Below are 21,346 nucleotides of genomic sequence, written 5' to 3' on the forward strand. Positions count from 1 at the left end.
AGTTAAATACATGGATTCTTCGCCTTCGGCTCAGAATGACCATAATTGGACAGAACGCTGTTCTGTGCCTACGACTTAAATTCCCCACTTGAGAGGTGGCTGCGAAGCAGACGGGGTGGATTGTATTTTTTTTTCTCCAATTTCCCAAATTTTTTCCCTAATTTTGAGATAAATTGCACTTTCATGTGTCATAGTATATATATACGGAAAATGTATTTCAGGGAGAATTTTATGAAAAGAGCATTTTTGTTATTCGCTGTTGCAATGCTGTATTGCAACTCTACACTGGCTCAAGAGCCTGAACCTGACCCTAATCTTTTGTGGGTATCGGATACGACTTGGAAAGATGGATTTCACCGATTTCTTGTACATCCGAATGGAAACATACTTGCTGGAATTGGAAGTACAGAATTTGAACTTGACGGCAACACAGGTAAGATTATCAGAGAGTTTCCTTATCCTGCTGTCTTTTATGACATAAGCCCTGACGGAAAATACATCTCTGCACTTACTGACCAAAGATGTGTTATTGATTATGAGACAGAAGAAGTCATTGCACGATTTACAAAAGAAAATTCATCTCCGAGATTCATGCCGGACAGTAAAACGCTTATTTATGATGTTCTACTGAAGGTTGGTAATGACTTCAACACAAAATTAGCTACATACAACATTGAAACTGGAGGATATAGATTTAGTCTAAGCCCTTTAGAGCAAACCTCAGCATGGAACATAAATGTATCTCCTGACGGCAGATTTGTTGCAACAGGAGGTAAATATATTGACAATTCGGACAGAGATTATACCCGATTAGTATTATGGGATGCTGAAACTCTCGAGCCAATAAGAGTATTAGGCGAATTTGAGTATTTCAACCCGGTCAATTCAATCAAATTCTCACCCGATTCAAAATTGGTAGGGTTTCAGGTGTATTGGGGCGATTTGTATATTTTCAAAACAGATGATTATAGTCTTTATAAGCACTACAGTAGTGATAACATATTGAATGGTGTTATGGGTTTTGGTTTTATTGCTAATGATTTTATCGCTGTTGGGAGTGATGAAGACAATCAACAAAATTTTGAAATTATCAATTTAAACAATAATTCAACTATTTATAAGAGGAATGATTTTACAGGACTTGCAGAATATAATGCATTTATGAAATCACTTATTGTGTTGAGAGTTTATATCCATTGTTTTGACTTTGAAAAAATACTATCTGGTGCAAGCATAGCTCCCGAAATACCAAACTCGTTTACGATTGAATATCTCAATAATACATTGAGTATCCGAAATTATACATTTGAAACAAATCAAATCAATTGCAGTATAACTGATATAAACGGGAGAGTTCTTCGCAATATGAATTTGAATCCATCAATAGGTGAGTTACGAATTCCCATAAAACTCCAAAGTGGCACATACTTTTTCCATATTAAGGATGGTGGTAAGGAATATGTAGCTAAATTTTGGTTGGTGAATTAGAACAAAGAAACCTCACCCCGACCCTCTCCGAAGGCGAGGGAGAAAGACATAGCCCACGGTTTCAACCGTGGGGAAACGGAATTGATAAGGAAATTAATAACCATTTTAATGGTTTGAAAAATTGAAATCTTCCACAATCGAACCTCATTACTTCCTCAAATCATTCTCAAAGTGTAATCAACCAAGTTGCGGTGCATAATTTTTTCGACTAATTGCCTGTCTAACTGCATTTCATTCATCATGTTTTCGGCAATTTCCACATATGACAAAGCATCGGGATATACTCCAATTGGAATGCCATCAAAATCTGCACCCATTCCGAGCACGTCTTCAGCCCCCAATTTCAAGAAATGTTCAATATGCTTGTAAAAAGTAATCTGAACATCACTTTGGGCAACAAATTCGTTATAGAAATTCAGCCCAATGAAGCCCTTACGCGAGATAATTTCGCGAATTTGGTCATCATGCAAATTACGTCTATGGTCGTGCATCGTGCGAGCATTGGAATGAGATGCAATGAAAGCTTTATTGGTGTGTTTGACTACATCATCGAAACCGTTTTCGTTGAGATGGGAAACATCAATAATCATTTTGATTCGTTCCATTTCATTAATCACTTCAATCCCGAAAGGTGTCAGTCCAAAGTCCGTATCAATGCCGTCAGCAACATAATTGCGATGATTCCAAGTCAGCCCCATTGCCCGAATTCCAAGTTCGTAAAATGCGTACAAATTGTTAATATTGTTGATAATAGGACCGGCGCCTTCGAGCGAAAGCAAGACATTGATTCTATTTTCGTCGTAATTGGACGGTGATTTCAACCAAATTACTTCATTTTGATTTTTAGCAATGAAGTTGCCAACGGATTCAAAGGCGAATCGAAGAGCCGAGTCGCCCGAGAAAATGTCGGGCGTGAAAATAGCGAAATATTGCAATACACCGTTCGATTTGGCAAATTTTTCAAGGTTCCAGCTCGCTAAATCAGAATGGAACGGGTTATCGGGGAATTTGGTTAAAGTATCACAATGAGCATCAGCAACTTTCATATTAATAGTCCGTCATATTTTTATAAATTAACATTTGATAATACTCAATTTAATGATTATTTTTAGATAAATAAAAAATGAAACAATGAAATTAAGAATAAAAATAGAATCTAAACAAATTTACGGGCTGTCAATTGTCTTGTTGCTTGTACTTTTTGCATTGCCGATGTTTGTAAGTAAAGCCAGTGACAATAGGAAAACTAAGTTCCGTCACCATACCAATGAGGCTTACGGATATGGTGAAAAGCTCGAGTACAATGTCGGGTACAAATTTATCACTGCCGGAACCGGATATTTCCACATTCAGCCCAAACCAATTTATCGACATGGTAGAGAAGCATACGACATACGCTTTCAGGTTCAATCTATGCCAAGTTTGGATTGGCTCTACAGAGTGAGAGACCAATACAGGACTGTACTCGATGTCAGTGGCATTTTCCCATGGGAATTTGAACAACGAATCCGTGAGGGTAACTATCGTAGAGATTTCAGAGCAGTTTTTGAACAAGCTACCAATCAGGTCAAAGTTAAAGAGAAGACCTACAATGTACCGGACTATACTCACGATATAGTATCTGCGTTCTTTTACGTTCGTACATTGAATTTGTCGAATATGCCGAAAGATTCAATATTTTATCTACAAAATTTTTGGGATGACACTACATACTCTTTAGGAGTTAAAATTCTGGGCAGAGAAACAATTAAGGTTGATGCCGGAACGTTCAAATGTATCGTAATTGAGCCGATGGTAACCGAAGGTGGCTTATTCAAAAGCGAGGGCAATATCTTAGTATGGCTATCTGATGACGACCGAAAAATACCCGTCAAAGTAGCCACAAAAATCCCAATTGGATATGTTGAGGCAAAATTATCACGATATTCAGGACTTCGAGGTCCTCTAAAGGCTAAACAATGAAAAAGTACACAATCATATTAATTTCAATTTTTACAGTATTATTTGGAATGGTTGACGCAAAATCTAATGCCGATGCTGAATTCAATGCAATCAAGAAAATTTACGGGAACATCAAAACCGTTTCATTCAATTTTGCAAATCAAGACAATCCTAATATTCATGGCTCTTTGATTGCCAAACGCGGAAATAAATTCAAATTGCAATTCGGGAATCGAACAATTCGATGCGACGGTAAAACTGTTTGGAATTACTCACAAGACGAAAATAACGTAATCGTAAGCAATTTTGAATCTCATGGCGATGAAAATTCAATCGAAACTATCTTCTTTTCTATGCTCGATACTCATAAGCCTATTGGATTATCAAGTTCGACAAATTCTGCGGGAAATAAATTGATGCTTCTTGATTTGGTCTCGACCGCAGACCCTAATCGCAAAATTGAAATTGCATACTTCCCCGATAGCAGAATGATAGCGGAAGTAACATTGACTAACAACTACGTAGTCGAAACTTGGTTAATCAGCAAACTCAAGATTAACCCCGAAATAGCCGATAATACTTTCATATTTGAAGCTGATGACAAAATTGAAATGATTGACATACGATGAGAACTATTTATACTTTTTTTTTGATTATAGCTTTTTTTGCAATTACTTCATGGGCATGTTCGCCTGTGAGAAGTTCTGCAGTAGGCAAAGCACCCAAAAAATCTCCACAATCGTCTGAACTACTCGCAACGGAAGTGAACAAACCTCGTCCGCGATTTTCAGATACAACCGTAGTAGAATTGCCTCCGGTCACTGTAGCTACAGAATTGAAAGAAAGCAAAATCGAACGAAATCTTGACAGAGAATTCAACCAAGCCGTTAAGCTGTTCGACCAGAAAAAGTATGATGCCTCTTGCGACATGTTCGCCCAATACCGTGAAACTTTAGACCCAAAGGACTCACTATATTTTGAAGCTATTTTTTATATTAGCGAATGCCTTGTGGTCAAAAATAATTTTGCGGAAGCCGAACGGAACTTGCTTCTGCTATATAATTCCGCATTGACACCTGATACAATTTTCGAGAGAACTTTAATCAGGCTTGGTCATGTCAATTGCGCATTGAACAAAGAGCAAAAAGCATCTGTTTTTTTCAAGGAATTGAGCGACAAATACCCAAATTCGATTTACTTACCCCTGGCTGATTGCCGGTTCATCAAAAGCGGAAATTAGTAATTCTCGTCGGACAGGATATTTTCTTCTTATTTCATCAAACATTTGAGCCTTCCCTGATAAATCGCCTGCAAATGTTTTTGCAAAGATTTCATTATCTCTCAAAAAAGCTCTACTCTCGTTCAGCTTCTCATAAAGCTCGTTTTCATTCAGTTTTTCAATCGCGATTTTGCTTTCATGCGAAATTGCTTCGTCTAACAGTTTCAAATCATATTTTATACCCGTATGCAATGATAGTGCATTTATCATCATCAAAGCACCATTCAATTTCCCGTCGAACGAGTAACCTGCTATATGTGGAGTGGCTATCAAACATTTTTGAGCAAGAACGGAATCGAAATTTGGCTCCGAATTCCAAACGTCAATCACGAAATTTATGCTATGTTCGGCTTGAATTGCTTTCAATGCTGCCTCATCCACAATTCCACCGCGAGAAGTATGAACAAAAAGCGAATTACTCCGAATTTTAGCAATCAAATCTGAATTTATCAAATTTGCTGTGGCGAATTCACAATTTTTGGTCAGAGGTACATGATTTGTGATTATGTCGCATGTATTGAATAAATCTTCGATTTCGCAATATGACAAATTTTCCGGGAAACTAAAGCCGGATTTGCGAAGCGGTGGGTCATTGACAATGATTTTTAGCCCGATTTGCTCAGCAAAGTCCGCTAATCTTTTGCCGATGTTCCCGAAACCAACAATACCGAGCCTTTTATTTTGCAGAGATATTTGATTGATTTTTGCCCAATGCAAAATGGAAAAGATGACATATTCGGCTACGGAAGTAGCATTCGAGCCGATAGCAGAATTGAAAGTGATGCCCTTTTGTGCGAGAAAGTTTGTATCAATATGGTCCGAACCGGATGTAGCTGTAGCCACGAAATTAACTTTTGTTCCGTCGAGCAAATTTTCAGTCACCTTTGTCTGAGAGCGGCATATCAAACAATTTGCATCAGTTGATTTCAGCAATTGATTAGAAATCTCACGACCCGAAACTTTGGTGACATTATGATAATCGGACAAAATTACATCAATAATTGGGATATTTTCGTCAATTACAATTGAATCTTTCTTAAGCATATAATCTTTATTCTAAATTGAATTAAGTTTGTAGTACAAAAGAATGATAATTTTACAAAAAAACTAAACAAAGATTGATAATGAGTATAGTTCCGCATTACGATTTTGAAAAAAGAAAAGTAACGACGCTTAGACTAAAAGAAATGAAGAAGTTGGGCATCAAAATAGCTTGTCTGACAGCTTATGATGCGACTATTGCGAAAATTTTTGATGAAGCAGGTATTGATTTGATGTTGGTTGGCGACTCATTGGGCAATATTGTTCAAGGTCACGAAACAACTCTATCGGTAACGCTCCAAGACACGATATATCACACAAAAGCTGTCGTAAATGGGACAGAACGCGCATTAATAGTTGCGGATATGCCTTTTATGAGCTATCAAGTTTCAGCTAATGAAGCATTTACAAATGCTGGCAAAATCATGAAAGAAACCGGATGTAATGCCGTCAAATTGGAAGGCTGCCGCAATGTGACTGAAGCAATATCGCGAATGACGGAAGCCGGAATACCCGTAATGGGGCATTTGGGGCTGACTCCTCAAAGCATCAATCAATACGGTTCATATCGAGCCAGAGGTACTAACGCTGAAGAAGCAAATCAAATCTACAATGATGCCCATTCGCTTCAAGAAGCAGGAGCATTTGCAATCGTTTTAGAAAAAATCCCTGCCGAACTCGGTAAAAGAATTACAGATTCACTATCAATTCCGACTATCGGAATAGGCGCCGGACCTCATTGCGACGGGCAAATCTTAGTCTATACGGATATGCTTGGTATTACTATAGACTTCAATCCGCGATTTGTACGAAGATACTCAAATTTGAACGAAATAATGAAAAAAGCTGTCGGACATTATTCCGATGACATCAGGAATTCAAAGTTCCCCAATGAAAAGGAGAGTTATTAATGAGAAACAAAATCTATAGTGTCGTTGTAATTATGATTTCATCACTCATTTTGTTGTATGCCTGCAATAGCAACGCTCTGACAAATTTGGACGACATAGTTTTTGCCGAAAAAGATGTGAGTTATTTGCACCAAGTTGAGCCGTTTTTGCGGTTCACCTGTGCATTTGTCGGGTGCCATGGTCAATCCGCAGCAGGAGGAATAGTTTTGAACGACTATTTCGAAATGATGAAAGTACCCGGTCTTGTTATACCCGGAAATGCCGAACAAAGCCAATTGATACAGATTCTCGAGGAAAAACAGACCCATTTCCAATATTATGAACGTTCAAGAATCAACCAAAATCATCTGACCGGAATGCGAACTTGGGTAGATGAAGGTGCAAAAAACAACTGATTTATTTTTCCAAATCAAAATAGATATTATATTTGTGTTTAATCAAAGTAATATTTTGAAAACGTATTTTGTAAAACGGAAAAATTCAGGAGATGTTCGATGAAAAATTTTCATGCCATTTTTTTTACTGCATTGATATCAATATTGATACTTGCAAGTTGCGACCAAGGACCGAAACCGGTCGAGATTGGGGAATTGAAAACATATTCAGACCCGGCAACTAAATTTTCGGTGCTCTACCCTTCAAATTGGAATCATCAAAGTGTTGCAGGAGCCCGCTTCGTAGCTTTTTCACATGACCAAGTTCGCCGCCGTTTCAACCAATATGATTCGCAGGGATTCCCGGGAGCCAAAATGGATGTGGTTGTAGTAGCACTTGATAGCACAAGGAATTTAGATAGTGTTATTGCAGGTTCTAAGATATTTGACCCATCTTTGTACGAAACTGCCAACACAACTGTTGGCGGAGTTGAAGGTAAAAAGCTATCTTACTCGTTTGAATTGGAAGACGGAATGTTTAACGGGCTGATGATTTTTGCTACTAAAGATGGTGGACGTGCAACAGTATTGACTTTTGAGACATTTGCAGGCTCTTATGAAGTTTATAAAGACAAATTCGATGAAATCATTGCATCCTTGCAATTAGCCGAAACACCACGCCAAACAACTGACACAGTATTCCAAACCGAAGAAGCCGAACCACCTTCATTGACTCTTGCAGTACGTTCCGGCGACGGATTTTCAATAGGTATTCCTGATAATTTTGGTGCCGAAAATATTGGCAAATCTGCCGGTGCATTGAAATCATGGAGCTTTTTAGGTAAACGCAGAGGCGATTCTTTCATCAAAATTGAAACTTTTGATGCTTCAAAAAACAATAAACTGAAAGAAATTGTTGAAGAAAACAGGAAATTCTTTGGCAATGGGACTCCTCAAAAAACAACACTTGGTGGTAAAGAAGCATTCAGAATTGATTATAAACCAGCCGGCAAAGTGAAAGGGAAAGTTTGGTTTGCTATCAGCGGAGATAAACTTTATAGAGTAGTTATCAACTGGTTTACCGATGAAGAGGCTGATTTCTTGCCTCCATTTGAAAAATCTGTTCAATCATTCAAATTTGACTAAATAGAATTGAAATTTTTTTTCAAAAGAGCTGTCTCTAATGTGAGGCAGCTCTTTTATATTTTCCTAAATCAAAACGCATTTATTCTTACATTTGTAGTCACTATTAAATCAAAATTAAAGTTGAAATGATGCTTAAAAAAGTTAGTTCCGAAAGAATTTCTACGATGGGTGAATCTATTTTTACAACGATGAGCAAATTAGCTTTCGAGAAAAATGCAGTCAATCTTGGTCAGGGATTTCCGGATTTTGATGGCTATGCGATGATATTTGAAAGTGCTTACCGAGCTATGAAAGAAGGCAAAAATCAGTATGCTCCAAGTCCCGGAATCAAATCGCTAAGAGATGTCATAAGCGAGGTGAATAGTAATCATTACGGTATATTGTATAATCCTGATACTGAAATAACTATAACAGCAGGAGCCACAGAAGGGTTGTATTGCGTAATGCAGGCTTTCTTGAATCCGGGAGACGAAGCTATTTTATTTGAGCCATACTATGATGCTCATTATGCAGATGTAATTTTAGCCGGAGGTATTCCGAAATTTGTAACTTTGCACAAACCCGATTTCTCATTTTCTCAAGATGAATTAGAAAATTCAATTACGCCGAAAACTAAATTGATAGTATTAAATACACCCCACAACCCGACAGGTAAAGTATTTTCGCGAGAAGAATTGGAGATAATTGCCAAGATTGCCATCAAGCATGATTTGCTGGTTGTCAGTGATGAAGTTTATGAATTTTTGACATTCGATGCGGTCAAACATGTTCCTATAGCAACGCTCGACGGTATGAAAGAGCGTTGCATCACAATTTCGTCCACCGGCAAAACATTCGGTTCAACAGGTTGGAAAGTAGGCTACGTTTGTGCCGCAAAAGAGTTGACTGATGCTATTAGGAAAGTGCATCAATGGACAACATTCGCCGTAAATACACCTGCTCAACATGCTATGGCGGATGCATTCGGCACACTTGACACATATTTGCCGGATTTTCGTGCATTATACCAGAGCAAAAGAGATTTGTTGTTCAATGCACTGAAAGGCACAGAATACAACCCGTACTTACCTGAAGGAAGTTATTTCATGATGATTGATGTACCCAAAAAATTTGACGGCGATGTAGACGCAGCAATGAGATTAGTTTCCGAATTTGGAGTAGCAGTAATTCCCCCATCAGTTTTTTATTCCAAGTCTTCCGAAGGCGCTACGCTGCTCAGGCTGTGCTTTGCGAAAAAGGATGAAACTTTGATTAAAGGTGCTGAAAATTTAATCAATGCTATAAAATCATAGAAAAAATGAAAAGTGTGCACCACAAATATATGTTATTAGCATTGGAACAAGCTCGGAAAGCTATCAGCCACGGAGATGTGCCTGTGGGAGCAATTGTTGTGCGGAATGAAGAAATTATCGGCACGGGCTATAATATGGTTGAAAAATTGGGCGACCCGACTTTACATGCCGAAATCATTGCCTTGCGTGAAGCCTCGGAAAATATTGGAGCAAAATTTGTTTACGACAGTACATTGTATGTAACTTTAGAGCCCTGCGTAATGTGCACGGGAGCAATTGTTCTTGCACGATTGAAACGCATTGTATATGGCGCTGAGGACACCAAAATGGGAGCATGTGGAAGCCTGTTCTCAATACCTGCCGAACCACATTTAAACCATAAAGTAGAAGTAATTGGCGGTATTATGTCTGAAGTTTGTGCAAAGTTAATAAGAGATTTCTTCGAGCAATTACGTATTCAAAAGGACCATTAAATGTTTGAAACTGCACTGTATATAGTCCCAACGCCAATAGGCAACCTCGATGACATCACTATCAGAGCAGTCAAGACATTAGAATCTGTAGATTTCATTGCTTGCGAAGACACAAGACATACCGGGATTTTGTTGAAATTATTAAATATTTCAGGCAAAAAATTAATTTCGTACCATGACCATAATGAAATCCAAAAAGCAGAGGAAGTCGCTAAAATCATCTCGGAAGGCAAATCTGTTGCCCTTGTCAGTGACGCGGGCACACCTTTAATTTCAGACCCGGGTTATAGATTAGTTCAAAAAGCTATCGAATCCGGTTGCAAAATTGTCTCGCTCCCGGGAGCAACAGCATTTGTTCCGGCAATTGCTGCTTCCGGCTTGGCAGTACACGGATTTTCATTTTTTGGCTTTATTCCCCAAAAAAAAGGTCGCAAAACATTTCTCGAGAATATGAAAAATTCACTTTTAACTTCAGTATTTTACGAATCTCCTCACCGATTGCCAAGATTGCTGAAGGAAATCAAAGAAATATTCGATGATGACCGGAAGATAGTAATAGCCAAGGAAATCAGCAAAATTCACGAAACTTACGTAAGAACCACTACACAAAAAGCATTGGAAGATTTTGAAAATCTTTCGGAATTTAAGGGAGAATTTGTTATTTTGATAGATGGGAAAAATCAAAAATAGGAAAATATGTTTATAACATTTGAGGGAATAGACGGCAGTGGCAAAAGCACACAAATTAAACTTTTGCAGGATTATATCGAATCTTGCGGCAATAAAACTGTCATAATACGTGAGCCCGGCGGTACGGCTTTTTCGGAATTAATCAGAGAGATTTTGCTAAACAAAGATATCGAAATCAATCCCGTTTCCGAATTATTGCTTTTCGAAGCTGCACGAGCAAATCTCACCCAACAAGTTATAATTCCTGCTCTGAAAAATGGGTTCTATGTGCTTTGCGATAGATTCTACGATTCGACAACCGCATACCAAGGTTATGGCAGAGAGTTAAATCTCGACGATGTGCTAAATTGCCACAAAATAGCAACTTTCGGTATCAAGCCTGATGTGACATTCTACCTAAAATTGTCTTTAGATGAATCGTTGGAACGTTCGGCACATAAAAAGCCGGATAGAATGGAAAGAGCCGGACGCGAATTTTTCCAACGTGTACTTGAGGGTTTCGATGCAATTGCACAAACCGAACCTGAAAGATTTGTGATAATTGACGCTACGGGAGATATTGAAGAAACACATAGGAAAATCGTGTCGTTTATTGAAGTGAAATCCCACAACAAATAAAGTTTTATGAATACATTCATCACATATATTTTGGTACTTGTATTTTGATTATTTTTGTAAATTAATAATTGTCATTTAACATTGGAACTTTTATGCTGAATCAGATAATAATCAAAACTATGCCTTTTATCCCAAAATCAATCATCTATTTGTTTGCTAAGAAGTATATTGCCGGACCTGAACTCAAAGATGCAGTCACTGTAACTCAAGAATTAATGAAAATAAACGGCTCAAGCACAATTGATGTTCTGGGCGAATTTGTAACTGACAAAGGCAGAGCCACACTCGAGAAAAACATGAGTATTGAGGTATTGGATGCCGTACAAGCCAATGCACTCGACACTTACCTTTCCGTGAAGCCAACTTCATTGGGTCTCGGGCTGGATTTCGATTTCGGAATGAGCAATATCAGAGAAATTATAAGTATCGCCAAATCGAAAGGTATTTTTGTTCGTTTAGACATGGAAAATTCACCACATACAACCGCAACATTGGAAGTTTATAAAAAACTTCGGGATGAAGGCTTCGATAACGTTGGATTCGTTATCCAAGCCTATATGAGACGCAGTATGGATGATGTGACTGCATTACTTGAATACAAACCGAGCATCAGACTTTGCAAAGGCATATATAACGAAGCGGAATCAATCGCTTACAAGGGTTACGAGGAAATCAGGACTAATTTCAAGAATTTGCTCGACCTAATGTTAGATAATGGGCTTTACGTCGGGATTGCAACTCATGATGAAGCATTGATTCAGTACGGATTAAAAAAAGTTGCCGAAAAGAAGCTCAATCGTGATGAATACGAATTCCAAATGTTACTTGGAGTTAGAGAAAATCGTCGCGACGAATTGCTCAAACAAGGTCATAGAGTTCGTATTTATATACCGTTCGGACATGATTGGTATGGATATTCGTCACGCCGCTTAAAAGAAAATCCACAAATGGTAGGTCATATAGTAAAATCAATTTTCGGACTAAATCAAAACTAATGATAAATAGAATATTTTTCGCTTTGTCGCTTTTGTTTGTATTTTCTTGCAGTTCTAAGCCTGCAAAATATGAATTTGAAACAATTCGGATTGCTACATTCAACATTGAATGGCTCGGCGATGGTATAGATGACAAGAAAATGCGTGAGGAGTCAGATTACTTACGCATTGCCGAAGTCATTGAAAAGTTGGATGCCGACTTAATTGGTGTGCAAGAAATCGAAAATGAAAAGGCATTGCTCAAACTTATGGTTCATTTGCCGGATTTCAGCTATGTGATGGGCAATACGGGCTGGATACAGAATCCGGCTATAATTTTCCGCAAAAATATTGACGTCAGGTTTGTAAGCAATTATCAGCCACTGGCAGTAAAGGAAAACAAAACACGCCCGGGTCTTTGGGTAAAAGTGCGAAAAAAGAACTTCGATTTTCATATGATGGTTGTGCATTTCAAAGCGACATCTTCATTTGACAATACACCCGAATTAAGAGCCGAAAGCTTCCAATTACGCCAACTTCAATCGAAAGCTCTCAGAAAATGGGCTGATTCACTCGTTACATCAGGAACAGAGCAAGACATCATTATTATTGGCGATTTTAACGACAACCCGAATCGTGCTAATATGCGAAACTTAGAGCAATTAGTGCATGATGGCGAATTTTCTTTTCTTACTCAAGATATGGGCAGTTGCAAAAATCCACGATGGGACTTGATTGACCATATAGTTGCAAACAAAAGTGCAAAAAACAGATACGTCGAAGGCTCAGAATTTGTTTACGATATATTCCAAAGTCATTGGGAACATCAAGCAGTAATGATTTCTGACCACTGTCCGGTTTTGGTATCATTTGAAATCGAAACGCCCGACAACGATTAGTATAGCTGAATCCCGTCGAGTACGTTGATAACGCTCTGTACGCGACCGAAAGGTGCGGAAATCTGCACACCGGCAATGTAGTCTTTCATGATTTCGAGCGTTTCGCGAGCGATTTCAATTCCTTCTTTCAATGAATCTTCTTTAGAATCCTGATGCTTGCGTAATCTACCCAAAATTTTATCGGGTACGTCGCATCCAGGAATTTCGTTGTTCATGAATTCGGCATTTCTGATGGAAGTCAGGGGCCAGAGCCCTGCAATCACAGGAATATCAACATGTTTTATTCTATCAAGAAAATTCTCGAACACATTCAAATCGAATACAGGCTGAGTGATGATATATTCCGCTCCGGCATTGATTTTCCAGTCAAGACGAGCTAATTCTTCTTCAAGATTCACAGCACCGGGATTGGCGCCGACACCACAGAAATATCCCGTAGGTTCGCCAATTGGATTTCCCGCAATGTCGAGCCCGTGATTCAATCTGTTTATAATATTGACTAAACCTATTGAATCAACATCGAAAACTGCAGTAGCATCGGGGTAATTGCCTAATTTGGGTGGGTCTCCCGTAATTGCAAGAATATTTTTCAAGCCCAAAGCATATGAGCCAAGCAAATCGGATTGGATGCCGATTACATTTCGGTCTCTGCAAACATAATGAAGAATCGTTTCGATTCCGACAATATTTTGGATTTGCACTGCCAATGACATTGCCGACATTCTCGCACTTGCACGCGGACCATCGGGAATATTGATGCAATCTATACCGTGATAAAACAATTCGCGAGCTTTGTCAATCACGGCTTTGGAACCAAGTCCGTGAGGAGGCAAAAGCTCCACCGAAGTCACAAAATGCCCGGCACTCAGTCGTCTGGCAAATCTGGATTTGTCCGGTGATTCGATTGTCACAACATCATCAGGGCGTTTGATTTCGAGAAATTCAAATTTTCGTTTGCTGATTTCCGGTTTGATAGCATTGAGCATATTCCGCATACGTTTGATATGCTCTGGTCCTGTACCTACACAGCCGCCGATAACATTTGCTCCTGCTTGGATGAAATGTTTTGCGTATTCGCCCATATATTCAGGCGAGGTAAGATATAGATTTCTACCGTCAATATTTTTGGGCTTACCTGCCGATGGCATAACTGAAAGTGGCATTTTGGTCAACGGGCGAACAGTTTCGAGCCATTTGAGCATGACTTGCGGTCCGACGGTCGAATTTACTCCGATTGCATCAGCTTTGAGCAATTCCATTTGCTTGATGATGAACTCAGGTTCAGCACCGGTCAGAGATGTGCCGTCTTCATCAATGGTCATTTCTGCGATAATCGGCAAATCACAAATTTCACGAGCAGCTTCAGTAGCAATTTGTAATTCTTCAGGATAGATGAAAGTCTCGAAAATTAGCATGTCCACCCCACCTGCGAGCAGAGCTTCAATTTGCTCAGTAAAGGCTAATTTTGCTTCTTCGCGAGAAGTTGGTCCGAGCGGTTCAATTTTGATGCCTAATGGACCGATAGAACCCGCCACGTTGATGTCATCTTCCGCTACAGCTCTTGCAAGCCTGGCGCCTTCAAAGTTGATTGTGTATAATTTATCTGCTAACTGAAATTTCGCTAATTTATATCTATTTGCACCGAAAGTATTCGTCTGAATGACGTCTGCACCGGCACGTTTGTAATCTTCATGAATTTGCTTCACCAAGGTCGGATTAGTGAGGTTGACCTCATCATAGCAACGGTTGATGAACACTCCCCGATTATACAGTTCGGTGCCAAATCCGCCATCGAATAATAGCACACTGTTCCGAATTCTATCTAATATTGTTTCTCTATCTAACATATTCAATTCTTATTGGAAAATATCTCTGAAACGTTATAAGACCATTAATATTTATTTGCTCTTAATCGTTTTAGGTTTTTATTATAAACCTTAATGCCGTATCTTTGAATTTATTTGAATATTGCTTTGGACAAATGAATCTAAAAATTGTAATAGTCTTTTCTATATGGATTTTAAATTTTTGCAATTTGATTGCCCAAGATAACTATCTTGAAATCAAACCTAAGCCCGGAGATGGCATCAAAGTCATTTTCGACCGCTACGACATCCCCAAAACTGAAGAAATGTTCATTTGGTTTATGGAACGTAATTCAGGAAAATTCGTTGGAAAAGACGGTTTGAAACTTTCAGAAAGCTATTTACTCCCTATTCTTGTTTTCGAATACAACGGCAAATCAATTCGCTCTACTATCGAAAATAATGACTATGCCTATGCTGTGAGCATCCAGGATTATAATGACGACATGCACCGTAAGGCTGTCAAAAAAGGCAACTACCGCAAAGACCATATTCTGTGGCTGCCACAATTTGAACTTGATTCGCCCAAAAAGTCTAATTCTGCTAAAAAAATAAAGAAAAAGCTTCCGACTGAAGTAGTGGTTGAATTATTCGGTGAGAAATATAAAAATGTAAAAATACTGAGCCACAAATTAAAAGATTGCATTTTTTATATCGTTTCGGGGCATGGCGGACCAGACCCTGGAGCGGTTGGTTACAGAGATAATCATGAATTACACGAAGACGAGTATGCCTACGATGTTTCGCTACGGCTTGCTCGCAATTTAATCGAATATGGAGCCGAAGTTTATGTCATTGTGCAAGATTCATCAGATGGCATCCGCGACGGATATTACCTCAATAATTCCTACAATGAGGTTTATATTGATGGTTCGGCTATATCAATTAATCAATTAGAGCGCTTAAAAAAGCGAGTGGAAATTATCAATAATTTGTATTACAAGAACCAAGCTTCCGGCAAAAAGCAGTATAGTATAGAAACACATGTTGATTCTCGCTACACAGGCAAAATGATAGATATATTTTTCTACCATGGCGAAACCAGCGCCGAGGGCAAACGAGTTGCCGAAATTTTGCTGACAACGATTGAAGATAAGTATCGCAGAGCACAGCCTGGACGAGGTTATGACGGTACAGTTACTTCACGCAATTTATATATGATTCGCAATACGATTCCAACAATGATTTTCATCGAAATCGGCAATATTCAAAATCAAAGAGACCAAATCCGCCTTATAGAAAAAAACAATCGTCAAGCAATTGCAAACTGGCTCCGCGACGGATTGCTGAATGCGATAAAGTGAGTTGAGGACTTGAATAAAATGTTAGAATGCAAGCGAATTTTTTTGTTGGATAAATTCTATGTAATTTTGATGTTTGTTAAAATTACATTTTGAAATGTTCGGACAATTAAAGAGATTAGGCACGGAAACTCTCATATACGGACTCTCGACAATCATCGGGAGATTTCTGACTTTCATGCTCACCCCTGTTTATACAAACTACCTCAATCCCGTCGAATTCGATTTTGTGATTTATACTTACTCCATTATTGCCTTTGTGAACATTTTGTACTCGTTCGGGCTTGAATCTTCCTATTTCAGATTTTTCAAGAGCGGTACTGTCGCAGATTCGCAAAAAGTGTTCACTCATTCGTGGGTTGCGATTCAGCTTATCAGCATTGTAGGCACAATTTTGATTTTCTTGAACTCCGAAACTTTTGGAGCATACATTGCAAGCGGCGATATTGATAGCCCGGGATTTCTTATACGGACAGCAGTTTTCATCCCATTTTTTGATGCACTAATACTCATCCCCTTTGCCTATTTGCGTATGACCAACAAGGCGATGAAATTTGCAATGACAAAGTTTGTGCTCATTTTGATTGCCGTTGCACTTAATTTCAAATTTGTAGTGTTCGATGGATTAGGAGCCGCCGGAGTTTTCTACGCTCAATTAATCTCCTCTATCATAGGATTTTTGCTATTTATTCCGCTGATTTTCAAAAACATCAACCTTACTTTTGATATTAAGCTCTTTATTCAGATGCTAAAGTTTGGTCTGCCGACGCTTCCTGCGAACTTTTCTGCTATCGTATTGCAAGTAGCCGACCGCCCGATAATCAAAATGCTCAACGATTCGCCCGAATTCCTGACTACATATCAGACCAATCATAGGCTCGGAATTCCGATGATGCTATTTGTGACGATTTTCGAATACGCTTGGAAACCATTTTACTTGAGCACCTTTAAAGAGGAAAACGCGAAGGAAATGTATTCGCGCATCTTCACCTATTTCACCTTAATTTCGGCATTCATATTTTTGTTCGTTTCATTTTTCTTGGAATACATCGTAGCGATGCCCGGAATAGGCGGCAAATTAATAAATCCGATGTATTGGAACGGGCTTGGAATTGTACCAATTATACTCGGAGCATATTATTTCAACGGTGCTTTTACTAATTTCAATGCCGGGATATTGATAGAAAAGAAAACCCAATATCTACCAATTGCTATCGGTGCCGCTGCAGTGGCAAATATCATTTTGAATTTCGCCCTAATCCCCCACTTCGGCATGTATGGGGCAGCGTTTGCTCAATTTGGAGGATATTTGATTAGTGCAATCATCATATATTTCTATGCTCAAAAATATTACAAAATCAGCTACGAATGGTCGCGTGTCACATTTATTATCATTTTGGCATTAGCGATATATTTCATATTCAATCATGTGATTGATTTTGGCGTTGATTTATATAATATTTTAATCCGCTTTGTTGGTATATTTGTTTACTTTATCGCTTTATATTTCATGAATTTCCTGAAAAAGGACGAAATCGAATTGTTGAAAAGATTAATCAAACGAAATGCAAAATAAAATCGAAATAATGGCACCTGTTGGCTCTTTCGAGTCGCTGGCAGTGGCAATCCAAGCCGGAGCGGACTCAGTCTATTTCGGGATTGATAAATTGAATATGCGAGCTCGCTCATCGGTCAACTTTACTTTTGCAGATTTGAAGCTAATTCGTGAACGTTGCCAGGAAAATGGAATCAGAACTTATTTAACACTAAATACTGAAATTTACCAAGATGATTTATCACTAATGCGAGAAATTGTCAATCAAGCCAAAGAAAATGAGATTGACGCTGTGATAGCATCTGATATAGCGGTAATTCAATATGCAAATTCAATTGAGCAAAAAATTCATATTTCGACACAACTGAATATCGCCAATTATACGGCTGTCGAATTTTGGGCAAAGTTTGCAGATGTAATGGTTTTGGCGAGAGAATTGAACTTAGACCAAGTGGCGGAAATTTCAAAGCAAATTGAAATAAACCAACTTTGCGGACCATCTGGAAATCTGATTCGGGTCGAAATTTTTGCTCACGGAGCCTTATGTATGGCAGTTTCCGGCAAATGTTATTTGAGTTTGCACGAGTTCAACAAATCGGCAAATCGGGGCTCGTGCTACCAAACATGCCGTCGTGGCTATGTTGTAACGGACAAAGAAACGGGATACGAGCTTGAAGTTGATAATCAATATATCATGTCGCCAAAAGACTTGAAAACGATTCACTTTTTGGATAAGATTATTGATGCGGGTGTGAGTGTACTGAAAATTGAGGGTCGTGGCAGGTCGGCTGATTATGTCAAAACCGTTGCCGAATGTTACAAAGAAGCTGTGACAGCAATCTCCGAAGGTACTTACACACCGGAAAAAATCGCTGACTGGGAAGCTCGACTGTCTCGAGTCTTTAATCGCGGCTTTTGGGATGGATACTATTTGGGGCAAAAATTAGGCGAATGGAGCAGCAAATACGGTTCGCAAGCTACAACAAAAAAGGTTTACATCGGTGATGTAACAAATTATTTTTCAAAAATTGAAGTCGCAGAGTTTCGGATTCGTGCCGGTGACTTGGCATTAGGCGAACAAATTATGGTCGTTGGACCAACTTCGGGTATATGGGAATCCACAGTCAGCGAATTGCGTGACGGGCAAGGCAATATGGAAGTTGCAAGAAAAGGCATGGTGGTTTCGATTCCGGTCGGGCAGCGCCTCAGAAAAGCTGATAAATTATACAAAATTGTCGAAAGCGAAAACTAATATATCACCGGTGTGACCGAACTGATTGCCACATAGGAATTATATGTGTTGTAAATTTTGAAAAACCCATCTTCGAGCGTCACATCAATCACTATCCTCATCGTGTCCTTCTCGCCGATATAAGCAAAAGTGCCTTTGTAAATCCAAGGTTTAGTCGGTGATTTCTCGCTGACCATAATCCCCGAAACAGGCTTGATGTCCGTTATCTTGCCGAATTTCGTTAAATTGGAATCTTGTGCAGCTAAATACCGAGCAGTCGTATACTTGCGTTTATAATCAATCGAAGTATATTGGGAGTATGCTTGTTCGAATTCACCATTGCCGATGAGATTGACATATGGTTTGATAAGCTCGTCCATCACCTTTGGCATTACGATGTCTTCGCCATCTCGAAAATTCTTATAAGCAATTATACTAAATACAATTACGATTGCCAAAACCCCGAATACAGGAGCATAAGATTTGAATTTACTTTTCATTAATTTTTCTCAATTTATAAATTTTGATACTAAGACTATATTTATGTTTTCTTATTGCATTATTTTAGTCAATACTATAACTAAAAAATCGTATTTATTCACACGCTTTTCACAATAAATCGTTTTTTTATTCTATGGAATTACTTAATTTTGTATATGGAATTATTACATTTTTTTAATAGAACTTTATTGAGGATTTCATGGCTATAGAAGAAAAAATCAAAGAATTGATGGCATTAAGGGAAAAAGCGAGGCTTGGTGGTGGAGAAAAAAGGATTGAAGCGCAGCACAAAAAGGGTAAATACACTGCAAGAGAAAGAATCGAAAAATTGTTGGACGAAGGAAGTTTCGAGGAATTCGACATGTTCGTGTCGAGTAAACCGACTGATTTCGGCAGCGACGTCGAAGAGTATCTTTCAGATGGTGTTGTAACCGGTTACGGGACAATTGACGGCAGGCTCGTTTTTATTTTTTCGCAAGATTTCACAATTTTTGGAGGTTCGCTATCCGAAATGTTTGCACAAAAAATATGCAAAGTAATGGACAAAGCGATGAAAGTCGGCGCTCCGGTAATTGGTATCAACGATTCAGGTGGTGCACGGATTCAAGAAGGTGTGAAAAGTCTTGGTGGATATGCCGAAATTTTCCAACGTAATATTATGGCTTCGGGTGTGGTACCGCAAATTTCTGCTGTATTCGGACCCTGTGCCGGTGGTGCGGTTTATTCTCCGGCATTGACTGATTTTACAATCATGAGCCAAGGTACAAGCTATATGTTTGTGACAGGTCCAAAAGTCGTAAAGACCGTGACGAACGAAGATGTGACTGTCGAAGAGCTTGGCGGCGCAAGAGTGCACGGAACAAAATCCGGCGTAACTCACTTCGTTGCCGATAGCGAAGACGAAGGGCTCTTGCTTATTCGCAAATTATTGAGCTATTTGCCACAAAATAACCACGAAGACCCACCGATATATGTTTGTTCGGACCCAATTGACAGACTCGAAAATAATTTGAATTATATTGTGCCTGATAATCCGAATAAGCCTTACGACGTTAAAGATGTAATTCACACTATTGCCGATGACGAAGAATTTCTCGAAATCCATCGCCATTATGCCCAAAACATAGTAATCGGATTCTCTAAATTCAACGGAACTCCTGTGGGAATAGTTGCCAATCAACCCAATTACTTAGCAGGTGTGCTCGATATTAATGCTTCACGCAAAGCTGCACGCTTCGTGCGTTTTTGTGATGCTTTTAATATTCCGATTCTAACTTTAGTAGATGTGCCCGGATTTTTGCCCGGAACAGCACAAGAGTACGGTGGCATAATCATTCACGGTGCGAAATTATTGTTCGCTTATGGCGAAGCAACTGTACCCAAAGTTACGGTTATTCTCCGCAAGGCTTATGGTGGCGCTTACGATGTAATGAGTTCGAAGCATTTACGCGGCGACATTAATTACGCTTGGCCCTCAGCCGAAATCGCTGTAATGGGACCCAAAGGCGCTATCGAAGTATTGTACCAAAAGGAAATGAGTGCAATTGAAAATCCGGAAGATAGAGCAAAATTCTTTGCAGAAAAAGAACAAGAATATCGCGAAAAATTTGCGAACCCTTACGTAGCAGCGAAACACGGATACATTGACGACGTTATCGAACCGAGAAATACAAGATTTAGAGTAATCAGAGCGCTGCAAATGCTGTCATCGAAAAAAGATACAAATCCGCTCAAAAAACATGATAATATACCATTGTAATAATGAGG

At 38.9% G+C, this 21,346-nt stretch carries 21 protein-coding genes; 17 read left to right on the plus strand and 4 right to left on the minus strand.

Features of this window, described 5'->3' with window-relative positions; genetic code table 11:
• The first annotated feature begins 231 nt into the window (after positions 1–231).
• On the plus strand, positions 232–1,488 hold the full coding sequence (locus tag M9949_12760; GenBank protein MCO5252270.1) for a T9SS type A sorting domain-containing protein: 1,257 nt from the start codon (positions 232–234) through the stop codon (positions 1,486–1,488).
• Between the two features lie 155 nt (positions 1,489–1,643).
• Here the strand turns inward: M9949_12760 and M9949_12765 are convergent, their stop codons facing one another.
• Entirely contained in the window at positions 1,644–2,534 is an 891-nt protein-coding gene (locus M9949_12765) for a dipeptidase (protein MCO5252271.1), read from the minus strand.
• Positions 2,535–2,619: 85 nt separating this feature from the next.
• Here M9949_12765 and M9949_12770 point away from each other — a divergent pair, with 85 nt between their 5' ends.
• The 3 genes from M9949_12770 to M9949_12780 are packed head-to-tail and all read left to right on the plus strand — an operon-like array spanning position 2,620 to position 4,669.
• Positions 2,620–3,450, plus strand: coding sequence for a DUF3108 domain-containing protein (locus tag M9949_12770; protein ID MCO5252272.1), 831 nt, complete (start codon positions 2,620–2,622; stop codon positions 3,448–3,450).
• Positions 3,447–4,058 (plus strand): outer membrane lipoprotein carrier protein LolA, encoded by a 612-nt coding sequence (locus M9949_12775; protein MCO5252273.1) that lies wholly within the window; start codon positions 3,447–3,449, stop codon positions 4,056–4,058. Before M9949_12770 ends, M9949_12775 begins: the two co-directional genes overlap by 4 nt.
• Positions 4,055–4,669 carry a hypothetical protein gene (locus M9949_12780; GenBank protein MCO5252274.1) on the plus strand — a complete coding sequence of 205 codons (615 nt, stop codon included), beginning with the start codon at positions 4,055–4,057 and terminating at the stop codon, positions 4,667–4,669. Before M9949_12775 ends, M9949_12780 begins: the two co-directional genes overlap by 4 nt.
• Here M9949_12780 and M9949_12785 read toward each other — a convergent pair.
• Positions 4,628–5,752, minus strand: a complete 1,125-nt coding sequence (locus M9949_12785; protein ID MCO5252275.1) for a 4-phosphoerythronate dehydrogenase — start codon at positions 5,750–5,752, stop codon at positions 4,628–4,630. The two genes, M9949_12780 and M9949_12785, sit on opposite strands and share 42 nt — an antisense overlap.
• 80 nt (positions 5,753–5,832) lie before the next feature.
• Between M9949_12785 and panB the strand changes: the two genes are divergently transcribed.
• The 9 genes from panB (at position 5,833) to M9949_12830 (ending at position 13,126) form a co-directional block, all read left to right on the plus strand.
• Positions 5,833–6,660 (plus strand): 3-methyl-2-oxobutanoate hydroxymethyltransferase, encoded by an 828-nt coding sequence (gene panB, locus M9949_12790; protein ID MCO5252276.1) that lies wholly within the window; start codon positions 5,833–5,835, stop codon positions 6,658–6,660.
• Positions 6,660–7,055 (plus strand): hypothetical protein, encoded by a 396-nt coding sequence (locus M9949_12795; GenBank protein MCO5252277.1) that lies wholly within the window; start codon positions 6,660–6,662, stop codon positions 7,053–7,055. The genes panB and M9949_12795 overlap by 1 nt, the downstream gene beginning before the upstream one ends.
• Positions 7,056–7,154: 99 nt before the next feature.
• Entirely contained in the window at positions 7,155–8,180 is a 1,026-nt protein-coding gene (locus tag M9949_12800) for a hypothetical protein (protein ID MCO5252278.1), read from the plus strand.
• A 125-nt stretch (positions 8,181–8,305) separates the two neighbouring features.
• Positions 8,306–9,472, plus strand: coding sequence for a methionine aminotransferase (locus M9949_12805; GenBank protein ID MCO5252279.1), 1,167 nt, complete (start codon positions 8,306–8,308; stop codon positions 9,470–9,472).
• Positions 9,473–9,501: 29 nt separating this feature from the next.
• Positions 9,502–9,945, plus strand: coding sequence for a tRNA adenosine(34) deaminase TadA (gene tadA, locus M9949_12810; protein ID MCO5252280.1), 444 nt, complete (start codon positions 9,502–9,504; stop codon positions 9,943–9,945).
• Complete coding sequence (rsmI, locus tag M9949_12815) at positions 9,946–10,635, plus strand: 16S rRNA (cytidine(1402)-2'-O)-methyltransferase (GenBank protein MCO5252281.1); 690 nt, start codon at positions 9,946–9,948, stop codon at positions 10,633–10,635. It begins immediately after the preceding gene.
• Positions 10,636–10,641: 6 nt separating this feature from the next.
• Positions 10,642–11,253: a dTMP kinase gene (tmk, locus tag M9949_12820; protein ID MCO5252282.1), complete on the plus strand. Its 612-nt coding sequence runs from the start codon at positions 10,642–10,644 to the stop codon at positions 11,251–11,253.
• Positions 11,254–11,345: 92 nt separating this feature from the next.
• Positions 11,346–12,248: a proline dehydrogenase family protein gene (locus tag M9949_12825; GenBank protein MCO5252283.1), complete on the plus strand. Its 903-nt coding sequence runs from the start codon at positions 11,346–11,348 to the stop codon at positions 12,246–12,248.
• Positions 12,248–13,126, plus strand: coding sequence for an endonuclease/exonuclease/phosphatase family protein (locus M9949_12830; protein ID MCO5252284.1), 879 nt, complete (start codon positions 12,248–12,250; stop codon positions 13,124–13,126). Before M9949_12825 ends, M9949_12830 begins: the two co-directional genes overlap by 1 nt.
• On the opposite strand, the gene M9949_12835 is transcribed toward M9949_12830, so the two are convergent.
• A complete protein-coding gene (locus M9949_12835) occupies positions 13,123–14,973 on the minus strand; it encodes a bifunctional homocysteine S-methyltransferase/methylenetetrahydrofolate reductase (GenBank protein ID MCO5252285.1) in 1,851 nt (616 codons plus the stop codon). The genes M9949_12830 and M9949_12835 overlap by 4 nt on opposite strands.
• 134 nt (positions 14,974–15,107) lie before the next feature.
• Between M9949_12835 and M9949_12840 the strand changes: the two genes are divergently transcribed.
• From M9949_12840 to M9949_12850, 3 genes are all read left to right on the plus strand, one after another.
• The gene (locus M9949_12840) at positions 15,108–16,295 is read left to right on the plus strand and encodes an N-acetylmuramoyl-L-alanine amidase (protein ID MCO5252286.1); all 1,188 of its coding nucleotides are present in this window, start codon (positions 15,108–15,110) and stop codon (positions 16,293–16,295) included.
• Between the two features lie 94 nt (positions 16,296–16,389).
• Positions 16,390–17,868 (plus strand): polysaccharide biosynthesis C-terminal domain-containing protein, encoded by a 1,479-nt coding sequence (locus M9949_12845; GenBank protein ID MCO5252287.1) that lies wholly within the window; start codon positions 16,390–16,392, stop codon positions 17,866–17,868.
• Complete coding sequence (locus tag M9949_12850) at positions 17,858–19,099, plus strand: U32 family peptidase (protein ID MCO5252288.1); 1,242 nt, start codon at positions 17,858–17,860, stop codon at positions 19,097–19,099. The genes M9949_12845 and M9949_12850 overlap by 11 nt, the downstream gene beginning before the upstream one ends.
• Here M9949_12850 and M9949_12855 read toward each other — a convergent pair.
• Complete coding sequence (locus tag M9949_12855; protein ID MCO5252289.1) at positions 19,096–19,578, minus strand: hypothetical protein; 483 nt, start codon at positions 19,576–19,578, stop codon at positions 19,096–19,098. The genes M9949_12850 and M9949_12855 overlap by 4 nt on opposite strands.
• Positions 19,579–19,778: 200 nt before the next feature.
• On the opposite strand from M9949_12855, the gene M9949_12860 reads away from it, so the two are divergent.
• Positions 19,779–21,338, plus strand: coding sequence for an acyl-CoA carboxylase subunit beta (locus M9949_12860; protein MCO5252290.1), 1,560 nt, complete (start codon positions 19,779–19,781; stop codon positions 21,336–21,338).
• Positions 21,339–21,346 lie beyond the last annotated feature (8 nt).

This window comes from Candidatus Kapaibacterium sp., assembly GCA_023957315.1.
Taxonomy (GTDB): domain Bacteria; phylum Bacteroidota; class Ignavibacteria; order Kapaibacteriales; family UBA2268; genus PGYU01.